The following is a 22,160-nucleotide window of genomic DNA, read 5'->3' as shown; positions in this document are numbered from 1 at the left end:
GTGGGGGAGTCAAGGCCGCGCGACGGGACGCCGATAACGATCCCGAAGCGTCTCAGTTCCGAACGGGTCTGGGGCCTCCCTGACCTCAGCCCCGAGCCGGAACGGTGCAACCGATGTACGAACTCGCCGCCGTGGCCTGCCGCGCCTCGACCCATCGCCAACCCGGCGTGCTCGCGTCCCTGAGGCTCCGGGGCGCGCTCGTCCGCGGTCGCTGGCTCACCTGGTGATGCAGCGGGCAGTGTCAGGGCTGCACCTCCACCGGTCCGAGAGCGCCCAGGCGCTGGTCGACGCGCTCGTCCACCAGCTCGCCGACCCGCCGGAGGACCCCTTCGAGCGGGATGTCATCGCCGTTCCCGCCCGGGGGATCGAGCGCTGGATCACACAGCAGCTGGCATCGCACCTCGGCGCCACCGGCAAGCGAGACGGGATCTGCGCCCGCGTCGAGTTCCCGCGGCCGGGCGACCTGCTGCTCCGCGCGGTCGCGGCGGCAAGCCCTGACCACGCCGCCGCGGTCGACGCCTGGCAGCCCGCTCGAGTGGTCTGGTCGATGCTCGACGTCCTCGACGAGGTCCTGAGCGAGGCCCCGCTCGAAGGAACCGACTGGTGCGCCGCCTTGCGCCGCCACCTCACCACGGCCGACGGCTCGCCCAGCGACCGGCGCTACGGCGTCGCACACCGGCTCACCGACACGTTCGCCCGCTACGCCGCGGCCCGTCCCCACCTGATCCGCGCATGGCAGGCGGGCGACTCCACCGCGCCGGCCGACCTGAGCTGGCAGCCCGAGCTCTGGCGCCGGCTGCGGCGGCGCGTCGCGCACCCCTCACCGGCCGAGCTCCTCGACGACGCGTGCCGCGAACTCCGCAGGAGCCCCGCCGCCGTCGACCTGCCCGCGCGATTGAGCGTCTTCGGCGCCAGCCGGATCGACGCCGCAAACCTCCAGGTGCTCGCCGCGCTCGCCGACTCCCGCGACGTCCACCTCTGGATCAACTCCGCGAGCCCAGCGCTTTGGGACGCCGTCACGCAGGCGGCGCCCACCGGCCAAAGGCGGGCCGACCTCCGCGTGCCGATCCGCAACCCCTTGTTGGCTTCGCTCTCGCGTGACGTCCGGGAGCTGCAGGCGCGGCTGCTCGCGCTGGCCCCGGCCAGCGACGTCCACCACCCGCCGGCCCGGCCGGCCGCGCCGCTGACCCTGCTCCAGCACCTGCAGGCCGGCCTGTCCTCCGACCACCGTCCCGCACGGCGACACCAGCTTGCACAGGACGACCGGTCCGTCCAAGTCCACGCCTGCCACGGCCGCGCCCGCCAGGTCGAGGTCCTGCGGGAGGTCGTCGTCGGCCTGCTCCAGGACGACCCGACGCTGGAGCCGCGGGACGTCCTGGTCATGTGCCCGGACGTGGAGACCTACGCGCCGCTGATCGAGGCTGTCTTCGGCGCCGACGACCACCCCGGCAGCCAGCTGCGGGTGTCGATGGCCGACCGGTCGCCGCGGATGGTCAACCCACTCCTCGGCGTCGCTGCCGACCTGCTCGACCTCGCCGGCAGCCGCGTGCCCGCAACGAGCGTCCTCGACCTGGCCGGTGCCGACCCGGTGCGGCGACGCTTCGGCTTCGACGACGACGACCTCGAGCGGCTGCGGGACTGGACGGTCGCCGCAGGTGTCCGGTGGGGCCTTCACGCTGCCCATCGGGACCGCTGGCAGCTCGGGGACCTCGAGGACGGCACCTGGCGGGCGGGCGTCGACCGGCTGCTGGCCGGGGTCGCGCTGGACGAGGACGGCGGTCCGTGCGGCACCGCCCTCCCCGTGGACGGCGTCGACTCGGCCGCCATCGACCTGGCCGGCCGCTTCGCGGAGTTCATCGACCGGCTCGACGACGCGGTCATGCGGATGAACGGCCGGCACACCGCCTCGGCGTGGGTCGACCTCCTGGAGGAGGCGGTCGGGTTCCTCACCGACGTCCCCGCGGACGAGGCGTGGCAGCCGGCGGGGCTGCGGCGGGTGCTCGACGAGGTCCGGGACAGTGCCGACGGATGCGAGGCCGAGGTCTGCCTCGCCGAGGTCACGGCGCTCGTCGCCGGACGCATCGAGGCCCGACCCACGTCCGCCGGCTTCCGCAACGGCGGCTTGACCGTCTGCACGCTGACCCCGATGCGGTCGGTGCCTCACCGCGTCGTCTGCCTGTTGGGCATGGACGACGGCGCCTTCCCGCGGCAGGCCTCCATCGACGGGGACGACCTCCTCCGGCGCGATCCGTGCCTGGGCGAGCGAGACCCGCGGAGCGAGGACCGGCAACTCCTGCTCGACGCTCTGTGCGCGGCGGGCGAGCGGCTGGTGGTCACGTACTGCGGCGCCGACGTCAGGACCGGCGCGGAGCTCCCGCCAGCCGTCCCGCTCGGGGAGCTCTTCGAGGCGCTCGACGCCATCGCCGTGACGGCCGACGGCCGGCCGGCGCGCGAGGCCGTCGTGGTGCGCCACCCGCTCCAGCCGTTCGACCGGCGCAACTTCGTCCCGGGCCTGCTGGGCCGGCCGGGACCGTTCTCCTTCGACACCACCGCCCTGGCCGGAGCGCAGTCGGCACGCCAGGATCGGGCCGGAGTCCCCCCGTTCCTGGACGAGCCGCTGCCGCGGACGGGGGAGCAGGTGGTGGAGCTCGACCGACTCGTCTCGTTCTGGCAGCACCCGGCCAAGGAGTTCCTCCGGCAGCGCCTGGAGGTCGTGCTCCCTGCCTCCGGCGAGTTCCCGGCCGCCACCCTCCCGCTGGACCCGGACAACCTCGCGCTCTGGGGCGTGGGGGACCGGGTGCTGCAGGACTGCCTGCGCGGGCTGGACTCGGCGGCCGCCCGAGCGGTCGAAGAGGCCCGGGGGCACCTCCCGCCGTCCCCGCTGGGCGACGGCCTGCTGGCCGACGTCTGCGCCGAGGTGGACGGCCTTCTCGCGCAGAGCGCGGACATCCGCACCGGTCCTGCCGACACGGTCGACGTGGACGTGGCGCTGCCTGGCGGGCCGCGGCTGACGGGCGTGGTCCAAGGCGTCCACGGGGACGCGCTGGTCACCGTAACCTACTCCAAGATCCGCGCGAAGCAGCGGCTCCGCGCGTGGATCGAGTTCCTCGCGGTCACGGTTGCGCGTCCGGACCGCGCCTGCCGCGCCGTCCTCGTCGGTCGCGGCGACGACAACCGGGTCGCCGTGGTCACCCTCCCGCCGCTCGATCGCCAGGCCGCGCTGGAGGCGCTGTGCGAGCTCGTGCGGTTGCGGGCCGTCGGCTGCTCCACGCCGCTCCCGTTGCCCGTCGGCACGGGGGAGGCCTACGCGCGCGTACCCCGCGCCAACCCGGACGGCGCGTGGGCGGCAGCGGCACGGTGTTGGGTCTCCGGCCACTTCCCCAAGGAGGACGCCGACGAGGCCCATGTCCTGGTCTGGGGGGAAGGCGCGCCCTTGGACACGCTGCGTACCTGGACTGCCCCGCCCGGGACCTTCCCGACCGGCGCCCCCGGGGACAGCGACTTCGACCGCCTTGCCCGCACGGTGTGGGAGCCGGTGCTGCAGCACGAGAAGCAGGAGCTCCGATGACCGCCGTCCCTCCGACCGTGGCGCCGGTCGACCTGCGCGGGCCGCTGCCCACGGGCACATCCGTCCTGGAGGCCAGCGCCGGCACGGGCAAGACGTACACGATCGCCGCCCTCGTCACGCGGTACCTCGCCGAGGGGGAGGCCCGCCTCGGCGAGCTGCTCGTCGTCACCTTCGGACGCCTGGCCACCAGCGAGCTGAGAACCCGCATCCGGGAACGGCTCGCCGTCACGCGCGACGCCCTGGCCGATCCCGCGAGCGCCCGGAGCTCGGCGGACGCGATTGTCGCGCTGCTGGCCGAGGGGACGGAGGCGGAGGTCGCCGAGCGCCGGCGCCGGCTCACCGAGGCCCTGGCCGACTACGACGCGGCCACCATCGCCACGATCCACCAGTTCTGCCAGGAGGCCCTCCGCGGGCTCGGTGTCGTGGCCGACGTAGACCCCGGCACCACGCTGAGCGAGGACCTGCGGGACCTCGTCGACGAGGTCTGCGACGACGTCTACCTCCGGCTGTTCCGCGACCGCTCCCGTCGCGACCTGGCGGCACCGGACTTCTCCCACGAGGACGCGCGTGCCGTCGCGCGAGCCGCCGCGCTGGACGACCCGCAGGCGCTGCTCGCCCCCGCGGACGAGCCGATCGACTCGCTCGCGGGCTTCCGCGTGCACTTCGCGGCCGAAGTCCGCGCGGAGGGCGAGCGGCGCAAGCGGGCGCTGCGCGTGCAGGGGTTCGACGACCTGCTGGTCCGGACCCGGGACGCGCTGGCCGACCCGGTGACCGGGCCGTCCGCCCAGGCCCGGCTCCGGGACCGCTTCCAGGTGGTCCTCGTCGACGAGTTCCAGGACACCGACCCCGTGCAGTGGGAGGTCTTCCGGCTCGCCTTCCACGAGGCGCGCACCCTGGTGCTGATCGGGGACCCGAAGCAGGCGATCTACGGGTTCCGGGGCGGGGACATCCGCACCTATCTGGCTGCCAAGGGCCTCGCGACCGCCCACGCCAGCCTCGACACCAACTGGCGCAGCGACCGCCGGCTCCTCGACGGCCTACACACGCTCTTCCGCGGCGCCGCTCTCGGGGACCCCTCGATCGTCGTCCGCCCGGTGCAGGCCGGGCACGCGGGAACGGCGGTCGGCCCCCGCGCCGACGCCCCCGTGGCCGTCCGGCAGCTCCTGCGGGTCGGGCTGCCCGCCGGTCAGGGCAACCGCATCAAGGTCGACGCCGCCCGGCAGGCGGTCGCCGGCGACGTCGCCGTCCAGGTGCGCGCTCTGCTCGACGCCGGTCACACCGTCACCCCGCGCTCTGGCACCGGGTCGAGCCGTGAGCTGACCTGTGGCGACGTCGCCGTCCTCGTGCGCACCGGCGCCCAGGCCCTCCTGGTCCGCGACGCGCTGCTGGCGTGCGGTGTGCCCTCTGTGCTGACCGGCGTCTTCAGCGTCTTCGCCACGGACGCGGCCGAGGACTGGGTGCTCCTCCTCGAGGCCCTCGGCGCGCCGCACCGCCGTGGCCTGGTGCGACGACTCGCGCTCACCGCCTGGTTCGGCTGGACGGCCGCCGAGATCGACGAGCGGGGCAGTGAGGCCACCGACGAGCTGGCTGACGTCCTCCGGGCCTGGGAGGAGGTGCTGGCTCGCCGCGGCGTGGCGGCCCTCTTCGCCGCGATCTCCGCGGACCGCGAACTGCCCGTGCGCCTGCTCCGTCGGCCCGACGGGGAACGCGAGCTGACCGACCGGCGGCACATCGCAGAGGCCCTGCACGCCGAGGCGACGCGGTCGCGGCTCGGCCTGAGCGGGCTGCAGGCGTGGCTGCGGGCCCGGATCCAGGAGGCCCGGCAGGACCAGGACCAGGAACGGGCGCGTCGGTTGTCCACCGACGACGCCGCGGTGCAGATCGTGACCGTCCACGCCAGCAAGGGCTTGGAGTTCCCTGTCGTCTTCGTCCCGTTCGCCTGGGACTCAGCCGGTGGTGGACCGCGGGAGCAACTGCCTCGGCTGCACGACGGTGCTGGCCGTCGGGTGCGGCACGTCGGCGGCAAGACCGCCGCCAACTACCAGGCGGCCTGCCAGGCGGAGAAGGACGACAGCGCCGGCGAGGAGCTGCGCCTGCTCTACGTGGCCATGACCCGCGCCGTCTCCCGGCTGGTGCTCTGGTGGGCGCCGGGGAGCTCGACGATGACGAGTCCGCTGCACCGGCTGCTGTTCGCGCCGACCCCCTCGGTCGAGGTGCCGGCGAAGGTGGCGGTGCCGAGCGACGACGACGCCCTCGCCCGATTCCAGGCCCTGGCCGCTGCGGCCCCCGGTGGAGTGGAGGTCGTCGCGTTCACCGCGCCGGAGGAGGCCGGCCCGTCGGCCTCCCCAGCGGCGACCGGGGCGGACGAGGAGCTGGCGGCCGCGCAGCTCACCCAGACCATCGACACCGACTGGCGGCGGACCTCCTACACGGGCCTCACCCGGCGGGTTCACGAGCAGCACGCCGCCGTCGTCGTCGAGCCAGAGGTCATGGGCAAGGAGGACGAGACCGACGACGTCCCGGTGGACGACGTCCCGGGCGGGCCCGCCGCGGAGGAGCGGCTGCGGGACGTGCCATCACCCATGGCCGACCTGGCCGGTGGGGCGGCGTTCGGCACCCTCGTGCACGCGGTCCTGGAGGAGGCGCTGCGCGCCGACGGGGACCCGGTGGACCGGCTGCGCGCGGCCGCGCACCGCACGCTCGCTGGTCGCATGGGCGGACCGGCGCCGAACGAGCTCGCCGCTGCCTTGACGCCGGCGCTGTCGACCCCCCTCGGCGCGCTCGCCGGCGGCCGGCGACTGCGGGACGTCCCGCCCAGCGACGTCCTGACCGAGCTGGACTTCGAGCTGGCACTCGCCGGCGGCGACCGGCCTGCGGCGGATGTGCGGCTCGGGGACGTGGCCGAGCTCCTGCGGGACCTGCTCCCGGCGGGCGACCGCATGGCGGCCTATCCGGACGCACTGGACAGCCCTGAACTGGCCGGCCAGCGGCTGCGGGGCTTCCTCACCGGCTCCGTGGACGCCGTCCTGCGGGTCCACGACGGCGGGCAGCCGCGGTACCTGGTGGTCGACCACAAGACCAACCGGCTGGCCGACCCGGCGGTCGCGCTGACCGCCTGGCACTACCGCCCGGCCGCGCTGGACGCCGCGATGATCGCCGCGCACTACCCGCTGCAGGCACTGCTGTACCAGGTGGCGCTGCACCGCTTCCTGCGCTGGCGTCAGCCGGACTACGTGGCGGACGAGCACCTCGGCGGTGTGCTCTACCTCTTCCTGCGCGGCATGTGCGGCGACGCGGCCGGCCGCGCGCCTGAGGGAGACGCCCCGGGCGTGTGGTCGTGGCGCCCACCGGCCGGCGTGGTCGTCGCACTGTCGGACCTGCTCGCGGAGGGGACTCGATGACGATCGCGCCGGAGCCGACAGTCGCGGTGAACGCCACCGGCCTGCTGGCTGAGTTCAACCGGGCCGGGGTGCTGCACGCCGCCGACGTCCACGTGGCCCAGCGGCTGGGCCGGCTCCGCGGCGAGCGCGACGAGCAGGTGCTGCTTGCTGCGGCGCTCGTCGTCCGGAGCACCCGGCAGGGGTCGGTGATGCTCCCGCTGGCCGATGCCCGGCGGACGGCGGTGCTCGCGGACACACCGGAGGCAACCGCTGTGGCTGCGGCACTGCCGTGGCCGGAGCCGACCGGCTGGCTGGCCGCGGTTGGAAGCAGCCCGCTGGTCGGTGCGGATGGCCGCCCGCCGCTGCGCCTGGAGGGCGGTGCGCTCTGGCTGGATCGCTACTGGCGGCAGGAGGTCGCCGTGGCCGAGGACCTGCTGCGGCGGGCCTCCGACGCGCCGGAGGTCGACCTGGACCGGCTCGGCACGGTGCTCTCGCGCCTGTGGCCGGACACCGCCCCGGACGACCAGCGGCTCGCGGCCGCGGTCTGCACGCTGTCCCGCGTGTCCGTGCTCGCCGGCGGACCAGGAACGGGAAAGACGACGACCGTGGCCCGGCTCGTGGCAGCGTTCCGCGAGCTGGCAGAGGTGGGAGTGCCGCCGCGGCTGGCGCTGGCCGCGCCCACGGGCAAGGCGGCCGCGCGGATGAAGGAGGCGATGCACGAGGCGGCGGAGCGCGATCAGACCCTCGTAGAGGCCGACCGGGACCTGCTGCGGCAGGTGCCCGCCTCGACCCTGCACCGGCTGCTGCGGCTCGGCTATCGGTCCCCGCGGTACGCGTACGGGCCGGACAACCCGCTCCCGCTGGACGTGCTGGTGGTCGACGAGGCATCGATGATCTCGCTGACGCTCTTCGCCAAGCTGCTGGCGGCGCTGCCGTCGAGGGCCCAGCTGGTCATCGTGGGCGACCCCGACCAGCTGACCGCCGTGGAGGCCGGCGCCGTTCTGGCCGACCTGACGGCCGGGGCGGAGGAGGACAGCCGGCGCACCGCCACGCGAGCCGCGGAGTTGCAGGTGGCAGTGCCGCACGACGTCTGCGCCGATGCCCCGGTGGCGCCCGAGTCGGCCGCGGCGCTGGTGCGGAACGGCATCGCCTTCCTGCGGAAGGTGCACCGCTACGCCGACGGTGGTCCGATCGCCGGCCTCGCCGCCCGGATCCGGACGGGGGGCGGGACCTCCGCACTCGAGCTGCTCGGCAGCGGCGTCAAGGAACTGCGCTTCCACGAGGTGGCCGACGACGGACCGCTGACCGGGCCTCCGCTGGCCGCGCTGCGGGCAGAGGTGGTCGCCCACGCCCGGACGGTGATCGAGGCGGCTCGGGACGGCGATGCGGCCCGGGCTCTCGTCGCGTTGGAGCGGCACCGCCTCATGTGCGCGCACCGGCGCGGGCCGCGAGGGGTCGGCTACTGGGACCGGCTCGTGGAGCGCTGGGTCGCAGAGGACGTCGGCGTGACGGCTCGGCGCGACGGCCGGTATGCCGGACTGCCGCTGCTCGTGCTGGAGAACGACTACGACAACGACCTGTTCAACGGGGACACTGGCGTCGTTGTCGACCGCGGCGGAGACCTGGTCGGGGTCTTCGGCTCGCCAGAGGACCCCGTGGAGGTCGCGCTGGGCCGACTCGGGGCGGTGGTGCCGATGCGCGCCCTGACGGTGCACCGCAGCCAGGGGTCGCAGTTCGACCGGGTGACCGTGGTGCTGCCCTCTCCGACGTCCCCGCTGGCGACCCGGGAGATGCTGTACACGGCCGTGACGCGGGCGCGGTCTGCCGTGACCGTGATCGGTTCGACGGCGGCGGTGCTCGCCGCGGTGGCGCAGCCGGTGGCTCGGGCAACCGGCCTCCGCGGGAGGCTCGCCGCTTCGGAGCCTCCGGGGAGCGACCAACACCTGTGACGGCGAATCCTCGAGCGCCTGGTGAGCGCGAGTATTCGGCAACCCGAGCCTGCTCGTCGCAGCTCAGGTCACGAACAGCGGCAGGTGCCGTAGATGCTCAGGCGAACACCGCAGGACTGGCACAGGGGTGTCTCGTGCACCGTTCGGCTCGTCTGAGCGGCCGCGGTCACCTTGATCACCATGGCCGGCTTCTTGCTCTGCGTGGAGCGGCCATTGTGGGAGGCCGACAGCCGGCGGCGAGTCAGGACCTCGGCGACCTGTGCCTTGGTGACGTCGGTGCCGCGTGCCCGCAGCAGGGCGGCGAGCCTCTTGTGGCCGATCTGCGGGTGAGCGTGCGCGGCACGGCGGATCTCTGAGGCGATCTTCCGCGGGACGCGCTGTGGGTCTGTCGCGCGCCCAGCGATGCCGGCTGCAGGGAGTGGCCTACCGAGGACAGCAGCGACCTGGGCCGGGCTGACCGGAGTGCCGGCCTTCGTGAGAGAAGCCGCCAAGCGCGGGGCGTCAGCCCGTGTGTCGACGTTGGCGGCGGCCCGGATCTTCCTGCGCACCGACTTCGAGACAGAGCCGGCGGCGGCTCGAGCCCGACGCCGAGTCGGACCTGCCGTTCGGGGTCCCAGGCGCGGCGTTGCGGCCGCCAGCCCGGAACCTCGACGTCCAGGCTGTCTTGGCGCTCAGCCCCGCATCACGGCGATCCGACCGGGTGGTCGACAGCCGTGACGCCTGCAGGTCCCAGGGGGCCTGCCGCTCGACGACCTCGTCGTCCGGTGCGTCGTCCGCCAAGTCCCGTGCGTGGTCCGCGAACCAATTCCCGATCGACCTGGCCACCTGACCTCCTCCGAGCGCTGAGAGGTCGAAGGTGATCACACTCCTGTGACAGGAACGACAGCTCAGGCGGCCGGCCGTCGGTGATCACCCGAAAGGGTGGCGGCAGATCGGAGTCGCCCGCCCCTCAGGGCATTCCTCCGGGACGGGAGACCGCTCGGTGTCGGCGGCCGCGAGGAGCTCGTCCACGGCGCGGTGCAGGGCATCGGCGATCGAGGAGCCCAGCAGCCGCTCGGCGACCGCCCGTTCGACGCTCGTGTAGTACCAGAGCAGCTCGTCGCGGCTCGCGTTGAACGTCGACCAGAACCCCTGCCCGTACCGGCGGACGTCGGCAACGATGCAGAGACCGTTGTGCGTCTTGTCGGCCGCGGTCACCAGCAGCGCGTCGAGCGGCTTGTCGGCGAGGCCGGCCACGTACGGACGCTTCCGCTCGGCCCACGTCCCGCTGCGGTTGCCGTCGGCGTCCAAGCCGTCCGAGCACGCGCGCACGATGTCGGCGACGGCGTCGCCGAACGTCGACCGGATCTCGGCCAGTACCGCGCCGCCGGTACCGGCCGGCGCGTCCTCCACCGCGTCGTGCAGCAGCGCGGCGATCGCCTGGTCCTCGCTGCCGCCGTGCTCGAGCACCAGCGCGCTGACGCTCATCAGGTGCGACACGTACGGCACCTCCGAGCCCTTGCGCCGCTGGTCCCGGTGGTGCCGCGCCGCGAACAGCAGCGCGTCGTCGAACCGCTCGCTCAGCGGGCCGGCCCCCATCGACCGGCGGTCCTCCAGCGTTGCAGTCACGTCTTCTCCTTCCCTTTCTGGACGGCGGCGACGATCGAGTCGACGTCCGCCGGCACGGTTGTCGTCCGGGACGCCGCCCGGATGGCGGCGTCCTGCGTGTACGGGTCGTCGCCCTGGGCGGCCCAGTTGAGTGCCGGCGCCCAGTAGCGGACGACCTCCACCTCGTTCGACCCCGTCGCGCGGGTCACGGTCGCGGAGTCCTCACCACCCAGCCGCAGCTCGAGCACCTCGTTGCCGGCCGTACGGGTCAGCGAGCTGCCCGAGACGCTGGGGACCGCACCGAGCACCCCCAGCAGGACGGCGTAGGACCCCACCCGGTCACCGCTCGCGCCCATCCAGCGCAGCCGCACGTGCGTCGTCTCGCCGCACTGCTCCTGCGACAGCACCCGGTACCGGCCGCCGGTGACGAGCTCCTGCTCGAACGCCTTGACGCCCGAGGCCACCCACGCGGGCACGGCGGGAAAGGGCCCGACCAGCTCGAACAGGAAGCGGGTTCCGAAGCTGTCGGCCACCGCCCGATCGAGCGAGACCCCCCAGAGCGGCATCTCGATCTGACCGGTCCGCAGCTGCCGCTCGATCTGCGGGTCCTCGTCCGGCTTGGACTTGATGCCTCGTCCGGCGAACCCGAGGAACGGCAGTGCGACCTGCGCGTTCCAACCGTTGGCGTCCATGTGCGGTGCCGCGTTGACTGCCCTCAGCAGGTGGACGCCGGCCTCGAGGAGCTCGCGGGACGCCCGAGCCTTCTCCTCGTACCCGGTGATGAACTCGGCGCGGAAGTAGTGGCGGACGCCGGTGAGCACTCGGGCCGCTCCGCGGATCGGCGAGGACCCCACGTTCTGCCCGCCCTGCCAGAGGGCGCATGCCGCGGCCAGGTCCTCGGCCGAGACGGGAGGTTGCCAGGCCGGACGGGCCCACTCCGCCGCCCGTGTCTGGTCCTCGCGCAGAACGGCCACCGCCCGCTCGACCTCGCGGACGACGAGGTCCACCGCCTCGTCCGCAGTCGTCGCCGTCCCGACGGTCGTGCGCTTGGCGGTGGGGGAGGTGAAGCCGTCGTCAGGTGCGCGGAGCACGACGCTCCCGTCCGGATGGAGGGCGACGCCCTGTGTGTAGTAGGTGAGCGGGTCCCGGCTGCTGACGGTCACGTGGAGGGCGCCGTTCCCGCCGACCTTCATCCAGACGGCGACGTCCTCGTCGTCCCACCTGCTGACCCGCGCCGCGACGCGGTCGCGTGCACCAGCGACGTCCGGGGCGCTCACCAGCAGCTCCCGCAGGCGCCGCTGGGCAAGAGCTCCATCCGGCAGGTCGGACAGACGTCCCGTGCCTGCTCACCCTTCTTGGCAGAGCCCGTGCCGACGCTCGACCGCGGCCCGTGCACGCGCCAGTCCATCGCCTCCTTCGCGATGGCCAGGACGACGTCGTAGCGGTCAGCCAGGAGATCGGCGTCGACGTGGAGGTACGTGGTCGCAGGCGTCTTCTCGTCGAGCGTGGCACCAGGGACGTCGCCGACGACCTCGGGTGCGCGCTCGGGCGGCAGGGCGATCGACACCCAGGTCTTGTGCGCGTAGAGGGCGACCGCACTGTCCGTGGAGGGGCGCAGGCTGACGTACTGCGCCTGCCGGTCGGACTCGACTGTCGTCCAGGCGGCGAGGTCGGAGGCGAGTGCCCGGACCGCCGGCGAGGGGGCCAGGTCGTCGAGGTGGTCGTGCAGCGTGCTCATGTGGGCTCCCCGTGGTCTCCGGTCAGCGGTTCTGCTCGAGGCGGTGCAGCGCGGCGGTGAAGCTGTCGTTCCACAGCCCCAGGTGCTCCCACCGCTGGCGGACGAAGTCGGTCGCCTCGGCGACGGACATCCCCTGCTGGCGCACCAGCCAGCCGCGCAGCACCAGGCCGGTGCGCGAGGCGCCGCCGTGGCAGTGCACGAGCAGCCGGTGCCCCTCGGCGCGCAGCGCGGCCATGTCGTCGAGGACGTCGGCCAGGACGGCGTCCAGGTCGTGGTTGTGGTCGTTGTCGGCGATGTAGGCCATCCGGTGCGTCCGGTGCGGGAACGGCTCGCCCAGCCGGCACAGCGAGAGGACGGCGAAGTCCTGCTCGCTGTACCGGGCACCGTCGAGGTTGCCGGCCCAGATGCCGGGGCCCTCCTCGTCGGCCGGGATCACCTCGCGCGGGCCGATCCGCGGGATGACGCCGGGGTCGTACGGCTCGCCGTCCTTGCCGTCGAGCGCGGCCGCCAACTCCTGCAGATCCGCGAGCCGCCAGACCCTGTCCCCGTGGCCGGGCACCCGGCCGTGCACCACCGACGCCCACCGCGCCGGGATCCTGCCCATGCCGTACACCGCCCCGGCCAGCCCGCCGGCGACCGCGGCCACCGTGTCGGTGTCCCCGCCCAGGTCGATGACCAGCCGCATCACCTCGGCGAAGTCCCGCCCGTGCCGCAGCGCCCACACCGCCTGGCCCAGCGTCGGCCACACCGCACCGTTGGACTCGGTGGCGTCCTCAGGGGTCCAGTCCGGCGCGAGCACGGTGGCCCACCGGTCGCGGTGCTCGTCGGCCACCGCCTCCAGCGCGGAGGGGATCGCGGCCAGCGGGTCGCCACCGTCGAGTGCCACGCGCACCAGCTCGTGGAAAATCGCGCAGCCCTCCCCGGCCGACGGGTCGCCGTGGGTGAGCGCCGAGATCCGGCGGGCGGCGTCCATCGTCGCCTCGCGGCCCTCGCGGGCGAACCGGATCGCCGCGGGCGTCGTCCGCATCAGCGACCCGTTGCCGGCGGCCCGCCCGGTGCGGCGGAAGTGCTCGGCCGCGGCGACGTCCCACGGCTCCCCGGAGCCGAGCACCTCGCGCGTCTGGATGCCGACGTCCTTCGGGTCGGCTGCCGCCCAGGCGCGGAACCGGTCGAACAGGTCGGCCTCGTCGAGGCCGCCGCGCTCGACGAGGGACGTCGCGACGAGCAGCGCCATCTGCGTGTCGTCGGTGAACTCGCCCGGCTCCCACGGGCCGCCACCGCACATCTCGGTCTGCGCGCCGCGGGCCGGCTCCGGGAAGCGGGCGGTGAACCGGCCGGGCGGGCCAAACTCGAAAGGGGCACCGAGTGCGTCGCCGATGGCAGAGCCGACCAGCGCGCCGGCGACGCGGGAGGAGCGGTGGAGCGTCATGGGTCAGGCCTCCTGCAGGGGGTGGGTCAGGTCGACGGCGGTCAGGTGGACGGTGCGGTCGTGCCAGGCGACGGCGTCCAGCCGCACCTGGCCGCCACCGCGGAACCGGCGGCCGAGGCCGGCCGGTCCGTCGAGGGTGAGCCGGGTCTTCTCCACCCGCTCGGCGAAGCCGCGGGCGAGGGCTGCCGGCGTGCGGAGCTCCGGACGACCGAGGGCGTCCAGCGTGGCGGCCTGCAGCAGGCCCGACCAGTGCGCCTTGAGCGTTCGTGCGGAGTCGAACAGCTCCAGCCAGGCGGGGCGCCCGGCGGCGCCGACGAGGAGTCCGCGCTGCCCTGCCAGCGGACGCAGTCCGCGGGTGAGGTCCCGGGCCCGCGGCGCCGCCCGGTCGAGGCGCTCGGCCAGCGAGTCGGTGGCAGACGGGCCGGCGACGGCCTCGTAGCGGCTCACCCGCCGCCACACCTCGGCCTGGGAGTCGAGCCGGGGGAGGACGGCGAGCGGCACGCGCCGGGCCTGCCGCCGGTGGACGGCGTCCCCGTGCCAGCGGCCCTGCTCGACGCAGACGACCGGCAGCACGGTGGGCCGGTTCGGCGGGAGCAGGGTCGTCGCGGTGAGCGCACGGTGCTGCCAGCCGCCCTCGAGCAGCTCGCCGGCCAGCAGGAGCACCGGCCGGTCGGCGCGGTTGGTGACGACCAGCTGGTCGACGGCGGGGGAACCGGCCCGCTCCTCGACGTCGACCGGTGCGGCGGCCCCGGTCAGGTAGTCGGGCGCCGCCGAGGGTCCGTCGGTCCAGACGGGGAAAACCGTGAGTGCTCCGCGGTGCGTGCCCTGTCCGACGTGGAGCCGGACGCCGATGTCCGCCAGGGTCATCACCCTCTCCGGGGTTAGCTCGTCCTTGCGCTAACTCTAGATTAGGCGATATCTGCGCTAATGTCCACAGGGTGTACCGCGACAGCTCGGGCAAGCGCCTCATCGACTACCCGCGGCCGTCGGTCGCTGTCGACACCGCGGTCCTCACCGTTACCGCAGACGTCCCTCAGCTCGTCGTCCTCCTCGTCCACCGGGAGGAGGGCGAGGATGAGGGGTGGGCGCTGCCCGGCACCTTCCTGCACGAGGGGGAGACGCTCGCGGTCGCGGTGCAGCGGTCGCTGCGGGACAAGGCTGGGCTGACGCCCGAGGTCGCTCCCCGTCAACTGCACGTGTTCGACGACCCGGGTCGCGACAAGCGCGGTTGGGTCCTCTCCGTCGCCCACGTGGCCGCCCTGTCCTGGCGGTCCGTCGAGCCGGTGCTCGCGGCACGGCCGGAGGAGGTCGTCCTGCGGTCGGTCGACGAGGCCCGCGGACTGCTGTTCGACCACGACGAGATCGTGCAGCGCGCCGTCGAAGACATGAAGAACGCCTACCGGGAGCGGCCGGACCCCGACGGGCTGCTCGACGAGCCGTTCACCATCCGGCAGCTCTACCGCCTGCACGAGGCCGTGGCTGGACCCCTCCGGTCGGTGGACACCTTCCGTCGAGCGATGTTGTCCAAGCTCAAGGACACCGGGCAGATGTCCGAGGGGACGGTCGGCAAGCCGGCACAGCTCTACGTCCGTCGTCGACCATTGGCTGGGACTACTTCCTGACCCGGATCCGCTCCGATACCCAATCCGGCGTCGCCATGCGCAGGCCCAAGCCCTCCACGAAGTGCGGGTGTTGCTTGTAGAGCCTCGTGTAGACGTCCCACACATCGTCGTCGTCCAACAGTGCGGGCAACAGGGTGAAGTCGAAGGCAGCGGACTCAGCCCAGCTCACCTGTCGGGTGTAGCCGACGATCGCCTTCACGCCGGTGCGCTCGACGAACTTCTTGAGTTGGCTGTCCGTCGCTCCGAGAGTCTCACAGGCGCCGAAGTAGATGATGCGGTTCTTCAGCTGCCGAGACGAGAAGTCGGCGATGTTGGCCAGGGAGAGGAAGTCGCCGCCGAGGTTCAACCACCCACGGCTGCCGTGGGATGCGAGGTAGGCGAGCGGGAAGGCGTCGTACCGATGTGACGCCCATCGAGAGAAGTAGAACTTGAACTCCTCCGCTGTCGCGGCGTTCCGGTGGATCAATTGGTCGTCTCTCATGGCCATCAACATGTCGAGACCAGGTCTCACGCTCTTCCTGTCGGTGAGCCTGTCCTCTTCCCACTCGCCTTCCAGACAGAAGATCCCGCGCTTCGCCATGACCCAAGAGTGCGCAGGGAATCGCCTCGAGTCGTGGAGGCGTGGCCCGGGTGGGGCGACTGAGTCTCGTGAGGGCGACGCGGCGATCGTGACGGTTTCCGGTTCTGTCGGTAGCGCCTGACACCATCCGCGCCCGGCCGTCACGGGGACGGTCAGTGACACGGGGAGTGGCATGGCGGAACCGGTCGGCGTCCAGGTGGGGCGGGTCTGCCCGCAGTGCGGGCGAGAGGCCTCGGTCCCGCTGCGATGGGGCCTGCCCGCGGTCGGGGACATGCGGCTCGCCGAGCGCGGTGTGGTCGCCCTCGGCGGCTGCATCCTGCCCGGGGAGGAGCCTGCCTTCACGTGCCGATCGTGCGGACTCCACTGGGGCCGCGAGGGGGATCCGACCTCCGACGAGCAGGCGCTGGCCGACCGGCTGGGCGTCCGGTACGCCGACGTCGTCCGGGCACTCGGCACGGGTTGGCGACGGGAGGGCGCCGACGAGGACCCGGTGCAGTGGTTCGTCAGCGGCGAGCCGGCACAGGTCGCGGTCGGCGTCGAGGGCCCGTGGTTGGTGCTGGCCCGTCCGCTGACCCGCTGGGGTGAGCGGACGGAGCTGCAGCCGGCCGACCGGCGCGAGTTCAGCCGCGACGACCTGCTCTGGACTCCGGAGGTCGTCGCTGAGGCGGCTGAGGCCATCGCCGCGCGGCGGCGCCGCTCGTTCCGCTGGTGTCGCTCCTGCCGCCGTGCCCATGCGCCCGAGTGGTTCGTCGGTGCGTCAGCGACCTGCCGACGGTGCGCGTCGGTGTTCGGCGACGCGAGCGTCCTGGGGTGATGGCTGCGCCGTCCCGCCGTGGCCACGTGCCAGACCGGGGCGAGCGTGCCGATACAGAGGAGGCACCACCCCGCTGACCCAGGAGTGCCGCCGTGCCCAGGTCCACCGCGGCCCGGCCGCGCTCCGGGTCGACGAGGAGTGTCCGCACGACGACGGGCAGCCGCTCACCGAGGAGTGCGCGCTCCCCGAAGCGCACGCCGGCGAAGCGGACCCGGGGGAAGGGTCGCCGCCGCGCGGGACCGAGGCGGGTCCTCCGCGCAGCCGTGCTCGTCGTGCTGGTGGCGGCCGGCGTCGTCGCCTGGCCGACGCTGCGGCAGCACCTGTCGGCGGTGCCGTTCCTCGACTCGGTCGTCTCCGCGCTCGCGCCGCCGTCCGGGCCCGCCTGGCCGCTGACCGGAATCCCGGCCGACGCGGTCCCCGACCGGCCGGCGCTCGCCGTGAAGATCGAGAACTCCGTCGACGCCCGCCCGCAGACCGGGCTGGACGCCGCTGACGTGGTGTGGGAGCAGGTGGTCGAGGGCGGGATCACCCGGTTCGTCGCCGTCTACCACTCCACTCTGCCGCCCGAGGTCGGCCCCGTGCGCTCGATCCGGCCGATGGACCCCGCCATCGCCGCACCGCTCGGCGGACTGCTCGCGTTCTCCGGGGGCGTGCAGACCTACGTCACCGCGGCTCAGGACGCGGGACTGCAGGTGCTCAGCCAGGACACGGGCGCCGACGGCTTCTCCCGAACCTCGACCCGCGCGGCGCCGCACAACGTCTACGCGGTGCCGCAGACCCTCGCCGACCAGGCCGACGCCGCCCACCGCGCCGCACCCGGCGTCCAGTTCGACCACGCCGCGACCGTTGGAGAAGCCACCGCCGTCGCCGCCGGGCAGCCGGCGGCCGGTCTGGATCTCACGCTGTCCGGGGTCAGCCACCCCCGGTGGGAGTGGAGCGCGGCGGACGGCCGCTGGCTGCGCAGCGAGGGGAGCACCCTGGCCGTCGAGGCGGACGGTCGGCGGATCGGTGCCATCAACGTCGTCGTGCTGCGCGTCGACGTCGTCACGACCCAGGCCCGGGACCCGGCGGGCAACGCCGTCCCGGAGACCATCCTGACCGGCACCGGCCGAGCCCTCGTCGCCTCCGGCGGGCACACGGTCGAGGCCACCTGGTCCAAGCCCGGGATCGGTGACCGGGTGAGCCTGACGGGAGCGGGCGGCGACCCGGTGGCGCTGGCGCCCGGGAGCACGTGGATCGAGCTGGTCCCCAACGGCGGTGGCGCGGTCGCCACCGGCTGACCACGCGGACGGCGACGCTGACGGGCCCGTCGGGCGCTCTGTCGACGGCAACTCCGCCGCGGGCGTGCGGCTCGACGGCTCCGTCCGGTCGACGTGGCCGACGGCGTGGCACCGGTGGCCCTGGGGCGGGTGGGATGGATGCGGACGCCATGCGTCCGAAACGCCGGGGTTCCGGCCGGCCCCGTGTCATCGTCCGTCGGACGCCGCACCGGAAGGGCCGCCGCGCTGCGCGGCCGAGAGCGCAGAGGAGTCGTCGTGACCGTTGACGCGGAGACGAGCCCGTGACGGCGCGCGTCTTCCCCGACGAGCCGCAGTTCGTCTCGGCGTCCGAGCAGCTCTTCGTCCAGACGCTGCGGGAGCAGTTGCCCGACGACGCCGTCCTCTTCTGCAACGTGCGCTTCAGCGACCGTGCCGAGGACCGCGAGGCCGACCTGATCGTCGCCTGGCCCGGTGTGGGCGTCGCCGTCGTCGAGGTCAAGGGCGGGAGCGTGTCGCTGCAGGGCGGGGTGTGGCGCCAGGTCGGGGACGGCGTCGACCGCGAGATCCACCCGGTCGACCAGGCCACCGCCTGCAAGTACCTGCTGTGCGACTACCTCGCCGAGCACCCCCGCTGGACCGCCGGCCGCCCGCGCCTGGCCCACCTCGTCGCCCTGCCTGCCACCACGCTGCCGGCCGCCTTCCTCGCCCCGGGGCTCGCCCGGTGGATGGCGATCGACAAGACCGACGTGCCGCACGCGGCCGCCCGCGTCCGCGCGGCGCTGGAGCAGGTGCGCGACGAGCCGGATCCCCCCACCGCCGAGGACGTCGCGGACCTCGTCGACTGCCTCGCCGGGACGGCGATCCCGCAGCAGCACCTGGTGGCCTGGCTCGCCGAGCGGGAGGCCGCCTGCGACCTGCTCACCCGGGACCAGGCCAGGGTCCTGGACATGCTGGCCGCGTTCTCGCGGGTCGAGATCCGGGGTGGGGCCGGTTCCGGCAAGACCTGGCTCGCCGTCGAGAAGGCCCGCCGGCTCGCCGCCGAGGGCAGGCGGGTGGCGCTCATGTGCTACTCGCGGGGGCTGGCCGAGTTCCTGAAGCGCCGGGTCGAGGGCCTGCCGAAGCGGCAGCGGCCGGACTACGTCGGCACCTTCCACAACCTCGGCATCGGGTGGGGCGTCCCGCCCGGCTCGGACGACGACAGCGGGTACTGGGAGGAGTTCCTGCCGGCGCGCATGGTGTCGCTGGCCGCCGACCTCGCGCCGGAGCGGCGCTACGACGCGATCGTCATCGACGAGGGGCAGGACTTCGCCGACAGCTGGTGGGACGCCGTGCTCGCGGCCTTGCGCGACCCGGAGGCGGGGTCGCTCTACGTCTTCGCCGACGAGGGGCAGCGCGTGTTCGCGCGGCAGGGCCGGCCCTCGGTCGACCTGGTGCCGATCCCGCTCACCGAGAACCTGCGCAACACCAAGCAGATCGCCGGCACCTTCTCCAGCCTGGCGCCCGAGCAGATGCGGATCCGTGGCCTGCCCGGCGTGCCGGTGCGCTTCGTCCAGTGCTCCCCCGAGGACGCGGTCGACGTGGCCGACGGCGTGGCCAGCGCGCTGCTCGAGGAGGAGGACTGGCCTCCGGAGGCGGTCGCGCTGCTGACCACCCACCGGCGGCACCCGGTGCAGGTGGAGCGGCAGGCCGGCGGCCAGGACGCCTACTGGGCCACCTACTGGGAGGACGACGACCTCTTCTACGGGCACGTCCTCGGCTTCAAGGGGCTCGAGCGGCCGGCCGTCGTCCTGGCGGTCAACGGCTTCCGCGACGAGGCCCGTGCCCGGGAGATGTTGTACGTCGGGCTGTCCCGGGCGCGCGACCTGCTCGTCGTCTGCGGCGACCTGGAGCTGATCCGCCGGGTCGGTGGCGAGGCCGTCGCCCGTCGGCTCACCAGTGGGGACGTCGTCGCGTGACCGAGACGATCTGGGATCTCGTGCGCCGCGGCGCCGACACGCTGCCCGAGCCGTTCAGCAGCAAGCGCCTGGTGGACTGGGTGATCCGGCAGCGCCCGGACGTCCAGGAGTCGTCGGTGCGCACGCACATCCAGTACGCGACCGCCAACGCCGGCAACGCGCGCAACCCCTTCGGCCACCGGCGGCCGCTGCTCGACCGCGTCGGCCACGGGGAGTACCGCAGGCACCGTCCCTCGGTCGGCGCTCCGGCGTCTCCGCCGCGACCGACGGTTCAGCCGCCGGTCGCGGGACGTGCCGACGTCGTCCTGGTCGGCTGCTCGAACTCGAAGGCAACCAGCGCGCGACCGGCGGCGGAACTGTTCACCGGCGCCGCGTTCACCAAGGCCCGCGGGCACGCGCTGGCCACTGGCCAGCCGTGGTACGTGCTCAGCGCCAAGTGGGGACTGCTGGCTCCGGACGAGGTCGTCGCGCCCTACGACGTCTACCTCGCCGACCGGCCGGCGCGGTACCGGACGACGTGGGGCGCCTGGGTGGTCGCCCAGCTTGCCGAGCGGCACGAGCTGCGCGGTGCGGTGGTCGACGTGCACGCGGGCGAGGCGTACTGCCTGCCGCTCGCAGGTCCCCTGGCCGCGGCCGGCGGCACGCTGCACCAGCCGCTGGCCGGGCTGCGTCAGGGTGAACGGCTCGCCTGGTACGGCGAGGCGCGTGGTCCGGTTCCGGTCTCGCGGGAGGCGGCGGGGGGCGACGCGCCACTCGCGGTGGACGTCTCGCCGCTGCTGGACGAGCGCAACGCCGTCCCGCCCGCCGACTTCCTCGCCGCCGGGCGCCGGGCCGCCGACCGTCCCGGGCTCTACAGCTGGTGGGTCGACGCGGTGGGAGCCCACGAGATCTCCGCCGGGCTGGGCCACCGGGTCGCTCCGGGGCTGATCTACGCCGGTCGCGCCGGCGGCTTGCGCGGGAACGGGTCGGCGTCCACCAACACCCTGTGGGCCCGGGTCGCCGAGATGCACCTCGGCGGCAACCGGGCCTTCTCCACGTTCCGGCTGACCCTCACCGCCTGCCTGTCGGCTTCGGTGGGACGGGTCGTACTGGAGACGGAGCTCAACGACTGGATGCGCGCCCACCTGCGCGTCGGCGTCCTCCCTCTGGCGTCCGACGACGTGACGGCGGGCGAGGAGGAGCTGCTGCTGCGGGCAGATCCACCGCTGAACCTCAGTGGCGTGGAGCGCACGCCGGTGCGACAGACCCTCAGCCGGCTGCGGTCAGCCCTCAAGGGGACGGCATGACCACGGACGACCTGGCCTTCGTGCGCTCCGACAACCGCGTCACCCGGCGGGAGCGACAGCGGCAGTCCGACTACCGGCAGCACGTACTCCGGTTGCCGGCCGGAACCGACCGGCGCGGACGGCTCCTCGGCAACTACCTGCCTCCCGATCACTGGCGGTCCAACTTCCTCAGCCGGGAAGCCGCCGAGTACGCGAAGGCGCGGGCCGGCGACGTGGTGCACCGCGAGGGCGGCCAGCTGGACAAGGACCGCCTGTTCACCAACATGCTGAGCTCGATGCCGCTGGCGTTCAGCGTCTTCGGTCACCTGCGAGCCCACCGCGACGCCGCCGTCCATGTCCTGAGCGACCTGCTGGACGTCGACATCGCCGAGCTGGTACCGGTACGGGTCGGCACGCGGACGATAGACGGCATCGAGTGCGAGTGGGCGCCGGACCGGCGCGAGCACCTCGACGACCGCTCCGCCTTCGACGCCGTCGTCTCCGCCCGTCTGGCGGACGGTCGCAGCCTGCTGGTCGCCGTGGAGACCAAGTACGTCGACAGCTTCAGCCGCGACCCCCGGAACCCTCGAGCGGACGAGGAGTACGACCGCTTCTGCCGTGACTTCGGCATGGCGGACGGCGCCTTCCAGCGGCTGAGCGGACACGCGACCCGGCAGCTGCTGCGCAACGTGCTGCTGACCGAGAGCATCCGCCGTGGCGGGACGACCGGGGCTCCGGTCTTCGACGCGGCCGTCACCGTCGTCCTGGCGCGCGACGACGACCAGTCGGCGCGCGGTGCCGTCACCGCGCTGGACCGCGATCGAGGTGCCATGCGCACGACGGTCCGCTTCACCGGCCACGAGGAACTCGCATCGGCGGCCGACCGCGTCCCGGAGGTGTCGCGCTGGAGTCAGGCGTTTCGAGAGCGCTACCTCGGCGGCTGACGCTGCGCGCTGAGCGTGGAGTCGCCGTCGCATCCCCGCGTCACCCAGCCCGGCACCGCAGCGACCCGCG

The 22,160-nt window shown here is 73.9% G+C and carries 16 protein-coding genes; 9 read left to right on the top strand and 7 right to left on the bottom strand.

All coding sequences use genetic code 11. The annotated features are described in order from the left end of the window. The first annotated feature begins 238 nt into the window (after nucleotides 1-238). Genes recC through recD form a run of 3 tightly spaced genes read left to right on the top strand, consistent with a single transcriptional unit; the run spans nucleotide 239 to nucleotide 8,897 of the window. Entirely contained in the window at nucleotides 239-3,568 is a 3,330-nt protein-coding gene (gene recC, locus ACI79I_RS09555) for an exodeoxyribonuclease V subunit gamma (protein WP_456992085.1), read from the top strand. Then, entirely contained in the window at nucleotides 3,565-6,969 is a 3,405-nt protein-coding gene (locus ACI79I_RS09550; RefSeq protein ID WP_456992084.1) for a UvrD-helicase domain-containing protein, read from the top strand. The genes recC and ACI79I_RS09550 overlap by 4 nt, the downstream gene beginning before the upstream one ends. Further along, a complete protein-coding gene (recD, locus tag ACI79I_RS09545; protein ID WP_456992083.1) occupies nucleotides 6,966-8,897 on the top strand; it encodes an exodeoxyribonuclease V subunit alpha in 1,932 nt (643 codons plus the stop codon). The genes ACI79I_RS09550 and recD overlap by 4 nt, the downstream gene beginning before the upstream one ends. A gap of 68 nt (nucleotides 8,898-8,965) precedes the next feature. On the opposite strand, the gene ACI79I_RS09540 is transcribed toward recD, so the two are convergent. The 6 genes from ACI79I_RS09540 to ACI79I_RS09515 form a co-directional block, all read right to left on the bottom strand. Then, nucleotides 8,966-9,445, bottom strand: a complete 480-nt coding sequence (locus ACI79I_RS09540) for a hypothetical protein (RefSeq protein ID WP_456992082.1) — start codon at nucleotides 9,443-9,445, stop codon at nucleotides 8,966-8,968. Between the two features lie 361 nt (nucleotides 9,446-9,806). Next, complete coding sequence (locus ACI79I_RS09535; RefSeq protein ID WP_456992081.1) at nucleotides 9,807-10,505, bottom strand: HD domain-containing protein; 699 nt, start codon at nucleotides 10,503-10,505, stop codon at nucleotides 9,807-9,809. Beyond that, nucleotides 10,502-11,761: a hypothetical protein gene (locus ACI79I_RS09530; RefSeq protein WP_456992080.1), complete on the bottom strand. Its 1,260-nt coding sequence runs from the start codon at nucleotides 11,759-11,761 to the stop codon at nucleotides 10,502-10,504. Before ACI79I_RS09530 ends, ACI79I_RS09535 begins: the two co-directional genes overlap by 4 nt. Further along, the gene (locus tag ACI79I_RS09525; protein ID WP_456992079.1) at nucleotides 11,758-12,222 is read right to left on the bottom strand and encodes a hypothetical protein; all 465 of its coding nucleotides are present in this window, start codon (nucleotides 12,220-12,222) and stop codon (nucleotides 11,758-11,760) included. The genes ACI79I_RS09530 and ACI79I_RS09525 overlap by 4 nt, the downstream gene beginning before the upstream one ends. Nucleotides 12,223-12,244: 22 nt before the next feature. Further along, nucleotides 12,245-13,651 (bottom strand): ADP-ribosylglycohydrolase family protein, encoded by a 1,407-nt coding sequence (locus ACI79I_RS09520; protein WP_456992078.1) that lies wholly within the window; start codon nucleotides 13,649-13,651, stop codon nucleotides 12,245-12,247. Nucleotides 13,652-13,654: 3 nt separating this feature from the next. Then, nucleotides 13,655-14,518, bottom strand: coding sequence for an ARPP-1 family domain-containing protein (locus ACI79I_RS09515; protein WP_456992077.1), 864 nt, complete (start codon nucleotides 14,516-14,518; stop codon nucleotides 13,655-13,657). Between the two features lie 71 nt (nucleotides 14,519-14,589). Between ACI79I_RS09515 and ACI79I_RS09510 the strand changes: the two genes are divergently transcribed. Next, nucleotides 14,590-15,273, top strand: coding sequence for an NUDIX hydrolase (locus ACI79I_RS09510; protein ID WP_456992076.1), 684 nt, complete (start codon nucleotides 14,590-14,592; stop codon nucleotides 15,271-15,273). Here the strand turns inward: ACI79I_RS09510 and ACI79I_RS09505 are convergent. Continuing rightward, on the bottom strand, nucleotides 15,263-15,853 hold the full coding sequence (locus tag ACI79I_RS09505) for a DUF6642 family protein (RefSeq protein WP_456992075.1): 591 nt from the start codon (nucleotides 15,851-15,853) through the stop codon (nucleotides 15,263-15,265). The two genes, ACI79I_RS09510 and ACI79I_RS09505, sit on opposite strands and share 11 nt — an antisense overlap. Before the next feature lie 172 nt (nucleotides 15,854-16,025). Here ACI79I_RS09505 and ACI79I_RS09500 point away from each other — a divergent pair, with 172 nt between their 5' ends. The 5 genes from ACI79I_RS09500 to ACI79I_RS09480 all read left to right on the top strand — a co-directional run bounded on the left by ACI79I_RS09500 (nucleotide 16,026) and on the right by ACI79I_RS09480 (nucleotide 22,090). Beyond that, nucleotides 16,026-16,667 carry a hypothetical protein gene (locus ACI79I_RS09500; protein ID WP_456992074.1) on the top strand — a complete coding sequence of 214 codons (642 nt, stop codon included), beginning with the start codon at nucleotides 16,026-16,028 and terminating at the stop codon, nucleotides 16,665-16,667. A 263-nt stretch (nucleotides 16,668-16,930) separates the two neighbouring features. After that, nucleotides 16,931-17,947: a DUF3048 domain-containing protein gene (locus ACI79I_RS09495; RefSeq protein WP_456992072.1), complete on the top strand. Its 1,017-nt coding sequence runs from the start codon at nucleotides 16,931-16,933 to the stop codon at nucleotides 17,945-17,947. Between the two features lie 281 nt (nucleotides 17,948-18,228). Further along, nucleotides 18,229-19,881: an NERD domain-containing protein gene (locus ACI79I_RS09490; RefSeq protein WP_456992071.1), complete on the top strand. Its 1,653-nt coding sequence runs from the start codon at nucleotides 18,229-18,231 to the stop codon at nucleotides 19,879-19,881. Further along, on the top strand, nucleotides 19,878-21,167 hold the full coding sequence (locus ACI79I_RS09485) for a DUF6884 domain-containing protein (RefSeq protein WP_456992070.1): 1,290 nt from the start codon (nucleotides 19,878-19,880) through the stop codon (nucleotides 21,165-21,167). The genes ACI79I_RS09490 and ACI79I_RS09485 overlap by 4 nt, the downstream gene beginning before the upstream one ends. Further along, on the top strand, nucleotides 21,164-22,090 hold the full coding sequence (locus ACI79I_RS09480) for a PGN_0703 family putative restriction endonuclease (RefSeq protein WP_456992069.1): 927 nt from the start codon (nucleotides 21,164-21,166) through the stop codon (nucleotides 22,088-22,090). Before ACI79I_RS09485 ends, ACI79I_RS09480 begins: the two co-directional genes overlap by 4 nt. The last annotated feature ends 70 nt before the right edge of the window (nucleotides 22,091-22,160 follow it).

This window comes from Geodermatophilus sp. SYSU D01105 (assembly GCF_054050095.1).
This window is presented reverse-complemented; position numbering and strand designations above follow the sequence as displayed.

What these genes read in the sequence shown, in the direction of transcription:
- ACI79I_RS09550 (WP_456992084.1), top strand. Translation starts at nt 3,565, where the DNA reads ATGACCGCCGTCCCTCCGACCGTGGCGCCGGTCGACCTGCGCGGGCCG.
- recD (WP_456992083.1), top strand. Translation starts at nt 6,966, where the DNA reads ATGACGATCGCGCCGGAGCCGACAGTCGCGGTGAACGCCACCGGCCTG.
- ACI79I_RS09525 (WP_456992079.1), bottom strand. Translation starts at nt 12,222, where the DNA reads ATGAGCACGCTGCACGACCACCTCGACGACCTGGCCCCCTCGCCGGCG.
- ACI79I_RS09520 (WP_456992078.1), bottom strand. Translation starts at nt 13,651, where the DNA reads ATGACGCTCCACCGCTCCTCCCGCGTCGCCGGCGCGCTGGTCGGCTCT.
- ACI79I_RS09515 (WP_456992077.1), bottom strand. Translation starts at nt 14,518, where the DNA reads ATGACCCTGGCGGACATCGGCGTCCGGCTCCACGTCGGACAGGGCACG.
- ACI79I_RS09505 (WP_456992075.1), bottom strand. Translation starts at nt 15,853, where the DNA reads ATGGCGAAGCGCGGGATCTTCTGTCTGGAAGGCGAGTGGGAAGAGGAC.
- ACI79I_RS09500 (WP_456992074.1), top strand. Translation starts at nt 16,026, where the DNA reads ATGGCGGAACCGGTCGGCGTCCAGGTGGGGCGGGTCTGCCCGCAGTGC.
- ACI79I_RS09480 (WP_456992069.1), top strand. Translation starts at nt 21,164, where the DNA reads ATGACCACGGACGACCTGGCCTTCGTGCGCTCCGACAACCGCGTCACC.